Raw genomic sequence first — 14,211 nt, 5'->3', positions numbered from 1 at the left:
CAGGCTTTTTACCTCTGATTTTACCAAATGATGAAAGGCATTACTCTTGGATTCAATTTTTAATTGGCCAAATAAATCATTAGCGTTTCATCTTCTTTTTTCACCGAAATCAAGCCTTTTTTGGTCAATGATTTCACCGACAGATCCCATTTTTTATTGCTGAGCCCTGCTTCGGCCTTGATGATATTCAGTTCACCTGATCCTTCTTGTTTGACCAATTCGTACACTGCTTTTTCTTCCTCGTTTAGTTCGATGGGTTTTTGCTCCGGCCTCATTTGAGGGAAAAACAGTACTTCCTGAATCGTTGTTTTATTTGTCAGTAGCATGGTCAATCGATCAATTCCGATACCTAGCCCAGATGTTGGCGGCATGCCGTATTCTAGCGCCCGCAAGAAATCCTCATCCAAAGCCATGGCTTCTTCATCTCCTCGTTCGGCTAATTTCATCTGATCTTCAAAGCGCTCCCGTTGATCGATTGGATCATTAAGCTCTGTGTACGCGTTTGCGATTTCTTTTCCATTGACAAAAAGCTCAAATCGCTCCACTAATCCGGGTTCGGTTCGGTGCTTTTTGGCCAAAGGAGTCATCTCAATCGGATAATCAGTGATGTAAGTCGGCTGAATCAAATTTGCCTCGACCTTTTCCCCAAAAATCTCATCGATTAATTTCCCTTTGCCCATGGAATCGTCCACTTCAATCCCCATCTCCTGACAGACCTTACGAAGCTCGAATTCATCCATTTTGCTGACGTCGATTCCAGCATATTCCTTGATCGAATCATACATCGTCAGTCGGCGATAAGGTCCCGCAAAATCAATTTCCCGATCCCCCACTTTTACTTTGGTGTCATCATGGATGGCGAGGGTTACTTTTTCCAATAAATCCTCCACCATCTCCATCATCCAGATATAATCTTTATAGGCCACGTAGATTTCCATGGAAGTAAATTCCGGGTTGTGGGTTCGGTCCATTCCTTCGTTTCGGAACATTTTTCCAAACTCATACACGCCATCAAATCCCCCGACAATCAATCGCTTCAAATACAGTTCATTGGCAATCCGCAAGAAAAGCGGCATATCCAGGGTATTGTGGTGAGTCTGAAAAGGTCTCGCCGCAGCTCCCCCATGTACCCCCTGCAAAATTGGTGTCTCCACTTCCAGCCAACCGTGATCGTCAAAATAGCGACGCATATTGGAAATGATTCTGGCTCGGGTGATAAAAGTCTCTTTCACCTCTGGATTGACCGTCAAATCCACATAGCGCTGTCTATAGCGCATCTCTGGATCCGTAAATCCATCATACACATTTCCCTCTTCGTCCCGCTTGACGACAGGAAGCGGCTTTACGGATTTTGACAAAACAGTCAGCTCCGTAACATGAAGTGAAATCTCCCCGGTTTGGGTGGTAAAAATGTAGCCTTTTACCCCGATAAAATCCCCGATTCCCAAAAGCTTTTTGAATACTGAGTTGTACAGGGTTTTGTCCTCTCCTGTACAGATGTCATCTCTTCGAACATAAATCTGCAATCTTCCGGTAGAATCCTGAATTTCAGCAAATGAAGCAGAGCCCATAATCCGGCGACTCATCAAACGTCCAGCAATAGAAATATTTTTATAATCGTTCTTCCGGTTTTCGTAATTTCGATGGATATCTTCAGCAGTTACATTGATAGAAAAAGACGCTGCCGGATAGGGATTTACCCCCAGACGGATGAGTTCTTCCCGATCTTTTCTTCGTTCGATTTCCTGTTCGCTCAGAAGTTGCATTTTATTGATTTATAATTTATGTTTTATTACCTAATTTCATATTTACCGCTACTGCCCACTGACTCCTGAGACTGCATACTACTTACTTTCCCCTTTTCTCCGCTTCATTTCTCTTCGTACCAACTCAAACTCCCGACTGCTTTGACCGGCAATCGAGCTGTTTTCAGCTGCTCTCCGAGTCAAATACGGCATTACTTTTTCCACTGGCCCATAGGGAACGTATTTGACCACATTGTACCCTGCCTTGGCCAGATTGAATGAAATATTATCACTCATTCCATATAGTTGGGAGAAATAAACCAAATCCGATTTGGGATTAATGTCACATTCATCCATCCACTCGGTAAGCTTCAGGCAGCTTTTTTCATTGTGTGTGGCACAAACTAAGGCGATCCGGTTTTTCACGCTATATTCAATAGCAGCATCATAATCCCGATCTGTAGCCGCTTTGTTTGGTTGAATCGGGTCAAGGTAACCCATTTCCTCAGCACGCTCTCGTTCCTTTTCCATATAGGCACCACGGACTGGCTTGGCGGCAAAATTATAACCTTTTTCCAGAGCAATTTGATGGGCCTTTTTCAATCGCTCCAGGGAATCATGGCGATACATTTGATAGGTATTGTATACCACGCTTCTTTCTTGATTGTACTTTTCCATCATCTCGTAGGCCAGATCGTCGATGGTATTTTGATACCAGCTGTCTTCTGCATCCACCAGTATTTTCAACCCCAGATCATGGGCTGCTTTACATAGTCGATCCACCCGGATTTTGACTCGTTCAAAGGCCTCTTTTTCCTGATCAGTCAGGGCTTTTCCCAACTGAATTTTCTCCATAATGTGATAATCACCCAAGCCCGTGGTTTTAAACACCCCAAAAGGCATAAAATTGGTTTTGGAAGATTCGATCATCGTTTGGAAAATCTCATCGGTAGTTTGGTTGAAGCTTTTCTCATCGCCTTTCCCTTCTACCGACAAATCCAAAATGGAATGCACTCCATATTCGGCAAGTTTCCTACTGGCTTCAATACTTTCGGAAATTGTCTCTCCCCCACAAAAATGACCAAACATGGTCTTTTTCATGATGCCTTTGACGGGAAACCGTAATTTAAAGGCCAGATTAGCCAATCCGATTCCCAATTCAGAAATCAGATTATTATTCAGTGTCGCAAAAATCAGATACATTTTCCGAAGTTCGGCGTCACTTTTTGAAGCAAAGGCTACTTCAAGGTTCTCAAAAGAAATTTTGGGTTTTACAGGCATATTGCGCAAATAAAGGTGCAAAGATATCAAAAAAACCACTTCTGCTTTCCTTTTGTTAGGAATATTGGAAAGTTTCGGGCAGAGAAAAACCTGTTTCTTTACAGTTCGAACCAAAGCCCACAGCCCGCAGTTTAAGAGCTAACTAATTCACAATCCTTGGAAGCCATTTTCGAAAAAAGCCAACTCGGCAAACCGCTAATTATCGCAGGTCCCTGTAGTGTGGAATCTCCCGAGCAATTCATGAGTACCATCACTCCGCTCGTCAATCAAGGCATAGAAATCATACGTGGGGGTATTTGGAAACCCCGCACCCGGCCAGGAAGCTTTGAAGGCCTTGGCTCCATAGCACTGCCCTGGATTCAGGATTCAAAAAAACAGCTGAGATTTAAATTTGCCACGGAAGTAGCTTCTGCCCGACATGTAGAGGAAGCGCTCAAGCATGGCGTCGATATTTTCTGGATCGGTGCGAGATCAACCGTCAATCCATTCACAGTGCAGGAAATTGCGGAAAGCCTAAGAGGAACTTCAATTCCCGTCATGATCAAAAATCCGGTCAATGCAGATTTGAGCCTTTGGATTGGAGCGGTGGAGCGAATCCAAAAAGCCGGAATATCAGATATCGCGGTCATTCACCGGGGATTTAGCAATTTCAGGGATGTAGTCCATCGCAACTCTCCACTATGGCAAATCGCGGTGGAATTCCGAACCTACTTCCCGGATATGATGATGATCAATGATCCTTCACATATCAGTGGCAAAAGATCTTTGGTACCAATCATCGCGCAGAAGGCTCTTGACCTGAATTTTGACGGATTGATGATCGAATCGCATTACACTCCCGATTTGGCCTGGTCCGATGCCGAGCAGCAGCTTACTCCCGAAGATCTTCAGCTTTTGCTCCAAAATCTCAAAACCCGGAAAGTCCGCTTCGAAAGCCAAGAAACCCTCAATCAGTTAGAAGAAATCCGCCATCAAATTGATCAAGCCGATCACGATTTGCTGGAAGCGCTGCATCGTAGGATGGAACTCGTGGAGAAAATCGGGGAATACAAAAAACTGAATAATGTCGCCGTGCTGCAGATGGAGCGATGGAAGGAAATCTTTAAAACCCGACCCGAATGGGCTGAAAAACTAGCCATCAATCCCGAATTGATCCAAGAGATTTTCGGACTGCTCCATCAGGAATCCATCCGAAAGCAAACCGAAATTTTAGATCGGAAATAGCCTAATTCGGAGCTAATTCCCTTTGAAATTTCTCAACAATTAAATAATCAATATATTTAATCTGTATTTTCTGAAAAAACGAAATTTTATGCCAAATCAGGGTAAATTTGAACTGATATTTAAAATATCCTAAAAGAACGTTGGTTAAATTATCGATTCAATAAAAAAATTGGCGAAAATTATTTTGCATTTAAAAAATCCCCACTTACATTTACGACATGTTAATCACAGCGATCTATTTTACTTTCTTTTATTTTTACTTTCGAATCAAAAATCGAATCGGAGCTGTGTATTCCCTAGCCAAAAACTAAAAGAAAAATAAAACACAAAAAGCCCGGTTCGAAAGAGTCGGGCTTTTTTCATTTAAAACGCTCAAACCGTATGAAGCCGCACAAACAAATCAAAGACTGGGGACTAGGTCTCACCACCCCACTGATCATCGCAGGACCTTGTTCTGCGGAGACACCGGAGCAAATCGAACAGATTTGTAAGGAAATGAAGGAAGAAAACATGATTCCACAGCTTTTCAGAGCTGGAATCTGGAAACCAAGAACCCGTCCAGGATCCTTCGAAGGGGTTGGTGAAGAAGGTCTCAAGTGGATGGAGATCGTTCGACATCACTTGAATATTCCTATTACCGTGGAAGTGGGAAATGCCGCACATGCAGAAATGGCGCTCAAACACAAAATAGATGTGCTTTGGATCGGGGCCCGGACTACCGTCAATCCTTTTGCCGTACAGGAAATCGCCGAAGCGCTTCGTGGGTCAGATGTGCCAGTGATGGTCAAAAACCCGATGAACCCAGATTTGGATTTGTGGATGGGCGCTTTGGAACGAATGCATGCGGTAGGGATTGATAAATTGGCGGCAATTCACCGCGGATTCTCGGATGCTTATGACAAGCGATTCAGAAACAAACCCAACTGGTCCATGCCGATTCATCTGAAGCGGGTTTGGACTGGAATGGAAGTAATCAATGACCCCTCGCATATCGTGGGCCGAAGAGATGGGCTTTTGGAAGTGGCACAGCGCGCGATGAACTTTGGCCTCGATGGCTTGATGATCGAGACTCATCATGATCCTGACAAAGCCTGGTCGGACGCCAAGCAGCAAGTGACTCCCGCTCGATTGAAAGAGATGATTGATTCGATTGATTTCAAAGAGCCTTTGGAAAACATGAAACCGGATGAGCGTCTACAAGACCTTCGTCGTGCCGTGGATCACTTAGACGATCAGCTTTTGGATATTTTACAGGAACGATTTGCGGTCATCGATCAAATCGGAGAGCACAAACGCGAACATCACCTGACTGTATTCCAATCCAACCGCTGGAAAGAAGTGATGGAAAGCCGAACTCAAAAAGGCGTGGCAAAAAATCTCAGTGAAAAATTTATGAAAGAGCTGCTTTATACCATTCACGAAGAGTCGGTGAAGCGTCAAGAAAAGCAACTGAGAGAAGCAGAACCCATCAAAAAGTAAAAATTTATCGGCTGAGCGAAACTGAAGAAGGGGAAATCTCCTCCCCTTCCTCATTTTGAATTAACTTGCTCTGAAATTTAATTCCTGTGAATCCAGTAATATTCCATCCAAGCCCGGAAGCTTTAATCAAGGAGGAAATCCAGTCGCTGGATTTTTCTCAGCTTTTGGTTTTGACCGACCAAAACACCCTTCGGGATTGCTATCCTTTGATTGAAAAAAGTCTTCCAAAGCATTCCGTTTTTACCATCTCCCCCGGAGAGGAATTCAAAACGTTGAAAACCTGCTCGGAGATTTGGGAAAAAATGACCGAATTGGCGCTGGATAGAAAAGCGTTAATACTCAATTTGGGCGGAGGAGTACTCGGGGATATGGGGGGATTTTGCGCCAGCATCTACAAGCGCGGCATTCGATTTATCAATATGCCCACGACTCTGCTTTCTCAGGTCGATGCCAGTGTAGGCGGTAAATTAGGCGTGGATTTTCAAGGATTTAAAAACCATTTGGGCGTATTCAATGAACCTGAGGTCGTTTTGATCTCTTCCAAATTTCTCCGAACCCTACCAAAGCAAGAACTTCGCTCCGGGTTTGCCGAAGTTATCAAACACGGTTTGATTCAAGATAGGGCTTATTTTGATTCCCTTAATTTTCAAAACTGGGATCAAAACGACTGGACTTCACTGATATCGCATTCGGTAGAGATCAAAAAACAAGTGGTACAGGAAGACCCAAAAGAACTTGGACTTCGAAAAATCCTCAACTTTGGTCATACCTTGGGACATGCCCTGGAGACCTTTTATCTCAACGGACCCAAACATCTCCTTCACGGAGAAGCCATCGCCGCAGGAATGATTTGCGAAGCTTGGCTTTCAGCAGAAAAAACCGGTTTAGCAAAAAAAGAGCTTTTCGAAATCGCCGAAAAATTGATTCAGGTGTATGGGAAAATAGAAATCGAATCGTCCGAATGGGAAGCAATTCTGGAGCTTTGCCTTCAGGATAAGAAAAATGAAGGGAAGACTATTCTATTTTCACTCTTGCAATCGATCGGAAGCTGCACCTATAATATTCCCGTCAGCCGGGGAGAAATGACACAAGCCTTAACCTATTATACCACTATCTAATCTTGGAAACTCAAGCTATGGAGCTGCTCCAATTATCACAAAAATCCGATTTTGAGACAGTTCAAATCCCCCTTCCTTCTTCTAAAAGTGAATCCAACCGGGTGCTAATCATCGATGCGCTGACCGAAGGAGAAAACCAAATCAGCAATTTGGCAGAAGCTCGTGATACTCAAACGATGATCAACTTGCTAAAAACCAATCCACCGGTTTTTGATGTATTGGATGCAGGTACAACCATGCGATTTTTGACTGCTTATGGCACAGTCACTAATCAAAAGAAGGTGATGACTGGCACTCCGCGTATGTGTGAGCGGCCTATAGGTATTTTGGTGGATGCCTTAAGAGCCATCGGAGCGGAAATCCACTATTTAAATATTGAAGGCTACCCTCCTCTCGCTATTCATGGATTGAATGAACAAACCACCAATCAGGTGAAAATCCGAGGAGATGTTTCCAGTCAATATATTTCGGCCATGCTGATGATTGCTCCGATTTTGCCGATGGGGTTGGAATTGGAACTGGAAGGAAAAGTCGGTAGCCGAACTTACATCGAAATGACACTTGAATTGATGCGAAATTTCGGCATTGCGTATACCTGGGAAGAAAATCGCATTACGGTCAAGCATCAATCCTATCAGCCTTCCACTTTTTCGGTAGAAAGCGACTGGTCCGGAGCCAGTTATTGGTTTAGTCTTTTGGCTTGTGCAGATTCAGGAACTTTGTTTCTCAAAGGGTTAAAAAAAGACAGTTTGCAGGGGGATTCAGCCATCGTGGAAATTATGGATCGATTGGGAATTCGCAGTACTTTCGAAAAAGATGGTGTTTTGCTGGAAAAACAAGCCGTCAAAGGACTGGAAACCTACGACTTCACCCATTGTCCCGATCTCGCCCAAACAGTAGCAGTCACCTGCGCCATATTAGGCCAAAATTCAATTTTCACCGGCTTGGAAAGCCTTCGAATCAAAGAAACCGATCGGATTTTTGCTCTGCAGGAAGAACTTGCCAGGTTCAACGCCCAACTTAAAGAAATCGAGCCCGATGTCTTTCAGGTGATTCCCTCTGTGACCATGCCTCACGAAGTCAAAATCCACACCTACGATGATCATCGCATGGCCATGGCTTTTATGCCTTTGCTGACTAAAACCCAAGTCATCATCGAGGATCCCTCTGTGGTCAATAAAAGCTACCCCAGCTTCTGGAAGCATTGCCAGCTTGCCGGCATCACAACACAGCAATTATGAGCCTAAAAGTTGCCATTCAGGGAATCCCGGGTTCATTCCATCATCAAGTGGCCTTGTTGGAATTTGGGGAAAATTGCGAAATAATTCCCTTCAGCACCTTCGAACCCGTAGCCAAAGCTGTGGCGGAGGAAGTTGCGGACGTGGCTGTGATGGCAATCGAAAACTCCATTGCCGGAGCCATTCTTCCTAATTACGATTTGATTGATCGGTATGAATTACACATTTGGGATGAATTTTACTTGCCGATTTCGCATCAACTGATGGCTCTTCCGGGTCAAGAAATTCAAGCCCTGACTGAAGTTCGATCTCATCCTATGGCACTTTTGCAGTGCAAACAGTTTTTAGGACAATTCCCAAAACTAGCGCAAAAAGACGATATCGATACCGCTACTGTTGCCAAACGAATCCAAGATGAAAAACTAAGCGGTACAGCAGCTATTGCCAGTAAAATTGCAGCAGATATTTATGGATTGGAGATTCTGGCCGAGGATATCCAAACCGTCAAAAACAATTTTACCCGCTTTATCATTTTAAGAAAAAGTCCCAAAAGAAGCGAAGAAGCAAACAAAGCTTCGCTAAAAATAACCATCAAAAACGAATCCGGAGGCTTGGCAAAATTACTGACCATGTTGGCTGATTTTGGGCTCAACCTCAGTAAAATCCAATCCATCCCCGTAATGGAAAAGCCCTGGGAATATTCCTTTTTCATAGATGCGGTTTTTGAAAACAGAGAACAGTATAAATCGGCAATGGAGCAAGTAAAAAGTGATTTCGGGGACCTGAAAATCTTCGGAGAATATAAGAGTAGAAAGCCATGAAGGGATATGCAAAACGGATCGATTCGATTCAGGAATATTATTTTTCCGCAAAGTTAAGAGAGGTCAATCAGTTGATTGCAGAGGGAAAGCCCGTGATCAATTTAGGAATTGGAAGTCCCGATTTAGCCCCTGCTGATTCGGTCAAAACCGCTCTAAAGAATGCTGCGGATCAATCCCAGGCTCATGGCTATCAGTCCTATCAGGGAATTCCTGAACTCCGAACAGCCATGGCTGCTTACTACGAGCAGGCTTTTGACGTAAGCCTCAATCCTTTTCAGGAAATTCTTCCCTTGATGGGAAGTAAGGAGGGAATCATGCATGTGAGTTTAGCTTTCTTGAATCCCGGTGATGAAGTGCTGATCCCTAACCCTGGCTATCCAACTTATCGCTCGGTCACGGAACTGCTCGAATGTCATCCGATGGATTATAATCTTTTGGAAAATGGGGAACCCGATTGGGAGGAAATCGAGTCGAGAGATTTGTCAAAAGTAAAAATCATGTGGGTGAATTATCCGCATATGCCGACGGGGGCTCGGGGAAGTAAAGAGATCTTTAGTAAGCTAATCCGGTTTGCCGAAAAACATCAAATCCTGCTTGTTAACGACAATCCCTACAGCCACATTCTCAACCCAAATCCGATGAGTATTCTCCATGTCACTGGAGGAAAAGATGTTGCGATGGAGCTCAATTCCCTGAGTAAAACTTTCAATATTCCAGGCTGGAGAGTCGGTATGCTCTGTGGTAAAGCGGAGTGGATTTCGGCAGTACTGAAGGTGAAATCAAATATGGATTCCGGAATGTTTTTGGGCATCCAAAAAGGAGCTGTAGCAGCGTTGAACTTACCCAAAAGCTGGTTTGACGAACTCAATCAACAATATGAAAACCGAAGAAAACTGGTCTGGCAATTGGCCGATTCACTCGAACTTAGCTATACGAAAGAGCAATCTGGGCTTTTTGTTTGGTGCAAGCTACCCGAAGGAAAATCAGCCGATGAATTAGTCAACTTCTTACTTTACGAAAAAAACATCTTTATCACCCCGGGACATATTTTTGGCAGCAAAGGAGTTCAGCATGTGCGGATTTCGCTTTGCATGCCCGAATTCAAAATCCTGGAAGCTATCAAACGAATCAAACCGATCAAATCATGAATAAAATACACATCATTGGACTAGGTCTTTTAGGAGGTTCTTTCGGACTCGGAGCTAGAAGAAAATTCCCAGAGCTGAAAGTGACGGGTCAGGACATTTCATCAGACAACCTCCGAGATGCCCAGACGCTAGGAATTATCACCGAAGCTAAAGAGCAAGCTGATGAAGATACCGATATTGTGATTTTGGCGACTCCAGCGGATTCTTTGGGAGATTTATTGGTTCAGACTTTAGATCAAATTGGACCCGAAACGCTCGTCATAGACTTGGGATCGACCAAGTCAAAGCTTTGTCAAAAAGTAACAAATCATCCCAAACGGAAGCAATATTTAGCGGGACACCCTATCGCAGGAACGGAGTATTCCGGACCCAAAGCAGCATTTGCTGATCTGCTGGACAGAAAAGTAATGATCCTCTGCGAAATGGAGAAAACCGATCTTCACTTAAAGGAAAAAGCTTATCAACTTTTTGAAGCGCTTAATTTGAAACTTCGATTTATGGATCCGGAGGAGCACGATCGGCATTTGGCATTTGTCTCCCATCTTTCGCATGTAAGCTCCTTTATGCTGGGAAAAACCGTGATGCAAAAAATGGCTGATGACAAAAATATTTTTGATATGGCAGGTTCGGGCTTTGCCTCCACCGTCCGATTGGCAAAGTCCAGTCCGGCGATGTGGGCGCCAATTTTGACCGAAAACAAGGACAATATTTTGGCAGCCTTGGATGGATACATTAGCAACCTCCAGGATATTAGAGGAAAAATTGCTGAAGGCGACAGTGATTCCCTGTATCAGGATATGGCCGAAATCAACAAAATCAGAGATATTCTGGATTTGGGGAAATAGAATCAGAACATACCATTTAAAAACCACGGAGTGATTCGTGGTTTTTTTGTGGGTTCAAATTGGGTTTGAGATCATTTTCCTAAATTGAAAAAAAATCCCAAAACCTATGAAACGCTATTTTCTAATATTCGCACTTTTACTTTCTTTTCCGCTTCTCGCGCAGGAAGAATGGGAAATCGTCATTCCCGAGTCCGAAGCTTCCTCAAGACATGAAAATTCATTTGTCGAATGTAATGGCAAATTTTACCTCATCGGAGGTCGAGGCGAGCGTCCCGTAGACGAATACGATCCCAAAACCAATTCCTGGCAAGCCATTGCTCAGGCACCTTTGGAAATCAGTCACTTTCAGGCGATCGCTTACGAAAATGAAATTTGGATCGTGGGAGCGTTTACCGGAAACTACCCACATGAAACGCCGATTGAAGACATTCTCATTTTTAATCCTGAGAAAAAAGAATGGCGCAACGGACCAAAAATCCCCAAAGAAAGACTTCGAGGTTCGGCCGGTGTGGCAGTTTATCAAGATAAAATCTATTTGGCAGGTGGAATCATCGACGGGCATTATGAGGGTTTTGTCCCTTGGCTGGACGAGCTTGATCCCAAAACTGGAAAATGGAGGGTTCTTCCCGATGCTCCTCATGCGAGAGATCATATCAGTGCTGCCATTGTGAACGACCAACTCTATTTGGCAGGCGGACGGACTTCTCATGCTGCTATCGGTAAGGTGTTGGAAACTACCGTAGCCGCCGTGGATTATTACAATTTCAAAACCGGAATCTGGAAGACGGAAAAAGAGGAAATTCCCACAGAACGTGCCGGAAATTCCAATTTGGGAATTGGAAAATACCTGATTGTGCTCAATGGAGAAAGTGAAAAACAAGAATCTGCTCATGCCGAAGTTGAAGTGCTGAATACGGAAACCGGGACATGGAAGTCTTTGCCTAGCCTAGGAATAGGAAGACATGGGACTGGAGCAGTATTTTTTGATGGGAAAATCTGGGTCGCTGCAGGATCCAAAAATCGGGGTGGAGGACCAGAAACGGCTATAATGGAGGTCATGGAGTGGAAAAGTCCAGGAAATTAAATCTCTTAATTTTCCCTAATTTTAGGAAAAGCCAGCAGCGGAAAATCAAATTGGATCGTCCTTTGACTTTAGAATACAAATGCTAAACACATAATTTTATGAAAGCTTTATTTTCCATGATTGCCGCGGTAATGATCTCCGCATTTTCCTATGCTCAGCAATTGGAACAAATCCCACTGATCGAAGTAGAAGGCTATAGTCAGCGATTGGTAAACCCTGATGAAGCGGTCCTGATGATCAACCTTGAAGAAAAAGCGATGAAAGTCGCCGATGCCAGCAAAGTCCTCAACACCAAAACTCAAAAATTGGCGGACGAACTTAAAAAAGCGCGAGTGCGGGATTATAAATTGATTGCGGATAATTATTCGGTGGACATCAATCGGATTTATCTAAGTGGAAACAGCCGCGACAGTGGATATGTGGCCAGACAGAGCTTGCGGATAGTGACCTCAAGTACCAATGAAGACCTGCAAAAAATCATCGAAGCCATCAATTCATCCGGGGATATGAGTTTTCAGTTGGGATTCCAACTTTCTGAAGCGGCTCAAAAATCCCTGGAAAATACACTTCTGACCGAGGCACTAAGAGATGCCGAAAGCCGTGCTCGCTTGATTGCGGAAACGCTCAACATTCGAAGCATCCAAGTTCATCATGTCAGTTTGGATACACCCCGACCGATTTATCCGACTGCCCGAATGATGAAATCCAGTGATATGGCAGAAGAGTCAGAACCGCTGATTCAAACTGATCAACTAAAAATAGACAAACGCGTCTATGTCAAATACACCTACTAAAAAAGAGGCCGCGAATGCGGTCTTTTTTTTGTCCTTTGTTGGGAAAACCCCTACCCATAACCAACTCAAAGCTATCAATCAGAATTTTATATTGTTTTTTACTAGTTAAAACTAATAAAACAGAATTTTTATAACTTTTTATTTCTGAAAAATTCCTAATCAAGCTGTTTCTCAAATGCATGATTTCTAAAATCTTGAACTAAAAGAGGATTATAGGAGTTCTTTATGCATCAATCACTTTGTCAACAATCTGAATTCAATCACTATGAAGGCAAGCTTATACCCGATTTTTCTTTTTCTATTTCTCATTATTTTCCAATCCTCTGCTCAGATCCCTTCGATCAGTTTGGATATCATTCAGCAAGAACTAAACGGAGGAAATCCGCTCCCATCTGAAGAATCATTTTATATCCAAGGAGCTATTCCTGAAGGAATCGAAATGGTAAAAGTTAAGATTTATCCCTCCAATAAAAGTGAATCCAAAGGGTACGATTATATGTGGAAAACCCCTTTTGGATATGAAGACCTGTCCTACCAACTTTTGGTTTCGGATCCCCTACGTGCGAGTGATGAATATAATTTAACTTTTAGCTATTATCAAAAGGCCGGTGAAAATCAAATGGAGGAAGTTCGCTCCTTGATTTTTAAAAATATCCAAACCTATCTCAGTACAGTCACTTTAGTCAGAAATAGTAAAATCAAATTCCTGGATTCTCAGGAAGTGATCTTGAGTCGCTTAAATGAAATCGTAGAAGAGGGTGCATACTATTTTGAACTGCCAAACGGGAAGGACTTCAGAGGATTTAGTGATTTAGTCAAAAATAAACTGGAGCAAGGCAAAAAACTCAAGCTTAAAAATGCAGAGTTGAATCAACCCAACACAGACGAAGAAGATAATGCCCGGGCATCTTACGCCTCGGATTATTTGGAAGAACTCGAATCTACCCTTCAATCCGAAGTCATTCAGTACCTCAGCCTTCAGATGCTCGTACAGGTGGACGAACTGGATTTCAAAAAATATCCCAGCGAGAAAAAACCCAATGCCCTAACCTTAAATGCGGGTTATGGAGCCATTATGCTTTCAAATGGATTACCGGAGCGGGAGTTCATCAGTAGTCCGTATGCAGGTTTGTCTTTTCCCCTTGGCAATCGGGCATTCAATCGGTTTATGAATAATCTCACCCTATCGACGGGCGTATTTATTTCCGGTAATCTGGAAAATTCTCAAAATGAACGAATTACGGGTCCGATTTTCAACTGGCCAGTTTATGCCGGTCTGGGCTACAATATTTTTAGATTTTTCAGAATCAATGCAGGTGCTAGCTTTTTGACCACCTATCAGGCGGATGGCACAAAAAACCGAAGCATCAATCCCTACATCGGTATCAGTGCGGACTTAAGAATTTGGTTAGGATTAGGGAATAAATAAGGAGT

Annotated in this window: 12 protein-coding genes; 10 read left to right on the top strand and 2 right to left on the bottom strand. The window is 43.3% G+C overall.

The genetic code is table 11. The features are described 5' to 3' along the window. Positions 1-59: 59 nt before the first annotated feature. Together lysS and BM043_RS09800 are read right to left on the bottom strand one after the other, a co-directional pair. The gene (gene lysS / locus BM043_RS09805; protein ID WP_092791165.1) at positions 60-1,766 is read right to left on the bottom strand and encodes a lysine--tRNA ligase; all 1,707 of its coding nucleotides are present in this window, start codon (positions 1,764-1,766) and stop codon (positions 60-62) included. A gap of 78 nt (positions 1,767-1,844) precedes the next feature. Beyond that, positions 1,845-3,026: a proline dehydrogenase family protein gene (locus BM043_RS09800; protein ID WP_092791163.1), complete on the bottom strand. Its 1,182-nt coding sequence runs from the start codon at positions 3,024-3,026 to the stop codon at positions 1,845-1,847. A 156-nt stretch (positions 3,027-3,182) separates the two neighbouring features. Here BM043_RS09800 and BM043_RS09795 point away from each other — a divergent pair, with 156 nt between their 5' ends. The 10 genes from BM043_RS09795 (at position 3,183) to BM043_RS09745 (ending at position 14,206) form a co-directional block, all read left to right on the top strand. After that, a complete protein-coding gene (locus BM043_RS09795; RefSeq protein WP_245753011.1) occupies positions 3,183-4,250 on the top strand; it encodes a bifunctional 3-deoxy-7-phosphoheptulonate synthase/chorismate mutase type II in 1,068 nt (355 codons plus the stop codon). Positions 4,251-4,631: 381 nt separating this feature from the next. Further along, positions 4,632-5,729: a chorismate mutase gene (locus tag BM043_RS09790; RefSeq protein WP_092791161.1), complete on the top strand. Its 1,098-nt coding sequence runs from the start codon at positions 4,632-4,634 to the stop codon at positions 5,727-5,729. Between the two features lie 86 nt (positions 5,730-5,815). Then, positions 5,816-6,847 carry a 3-dehydroquinate synthase gene (aroB, locus tag BM043_RS09785; protein ID WP_092791159.1) on the top strand — a complete coding sequence of 344 codons (1,032 nt, stop codon included), beginning with the start codon at positions 5,816-5,818 and terminating at the stop codon, positions 6,845-6,847. A 17-nt stretch (positions 6,848-6,864) separates the two neighbouring features. Continuing rightward, positions 6,865-8,088, top strand: a complete 1,224-nt coding sequence (locus BM043_RS09780; protein WP_092791157.1) for a 3-phosphoshikimate 1-carboxyvinyltransferase — start codon at positions 6,865-6,867, stop codon at positions 8,086-8,088. Continuing rightward, complete coding sequence (locus BM043_RS09775; RefSeq protein WP_092791155.1) at positions 8,085-8,906, top strand: prephenate dehydratase; 822 nt, start codon at positions 8,085-8,087, stop codon at positions 8,904-8,906. The genes BM043_RS09780 and BM043_RS09775 overlap by 4 nt, the downstream gene beginning before the upstream one ends. Beyond that, the gene (locus BM043_RS09770) at positions 8,903-10,054 is read left to right on the top strand and encodes a pyridoxal phosphate-dependent aminotransferase (RefSeq protein WP_092791153.1); all 1,152 of its coding nucleotides are present in this window, start codon (positions 8,903-8,905) and stop codon (positions 10,052-10,054) included. The genes BM043_RS09775 and BM043_RS09770 overlap by 4 nt, the downstream gene beginning before the upstream one ends. After that, complete coding sequence (locus BM043_RS09765; RefSeq protein ID WP_092791409.1) at positions 10,051-10,899, top strand: prephenate dehydrogenase; 849 nt, start codon at positions 10,051-10,053, stop codon at positions 10,897-10,899. The genes BM043_RS09770 and BM043_RS09765 overlap by 4 nt, the downstream gene beginning before the upstream one ends. 106 nt (positions 10,900-11,005) lie before the next feature. After that, the gene (locus tag BM043_RS09760; RefSeq protein WP_092791151.1) at positions 11,006-11,983 is read left to right on the top strand and encodes a Kelch repeat-containing protein; all 978 of its coding nucleotides are present in this window, start codon (positions 11,006-11,008) and stop codon (positions 11,981-11,983) included. Between the two features lie 98 nt (positions 11,984-12,081). Continuing rightward, positions 12,082-12,777: an SIMPL domain-containing protein gene (locus BM043_RS09755; RefSeq protein ID WP_092791149.1), complete on the top strand. Its 696-nt coding sequence runs from the start codon at positions 12,082-12,084 to the stop codon at positions 12,775-12,777. A 265-nt stretch (positions 12,778-13,042) separates the two neighbouring features. After that, the gene (locus BM043_RS09745) at positions 13,043-14,206 is read left to right on the top strand and encodes a hypothetical protein (protein WP_092791145.1); all 1,164 of its coding nucleotides are present in this window, start codon (positions 13,043-13,045) and stop codon (positions 14,204-14,206) included. Positions 14,207-14,211: the final 5 nt, after the last annotated feature.

It is taken from the genome of Algoriphagus hitonicola, from assembly GCF_900113375.1.
Lineage (GTDB): Bacteria > Bacteroidota > Bacteroidia > Cytophagales > Cyclobacteriaceae > Algoriphagus > Algoriphagus hitonicola.
Note: the sequence above shows the minus strand (reverse complement) of the source record. Positions and strands in the feature narration are given on the sequence as shown.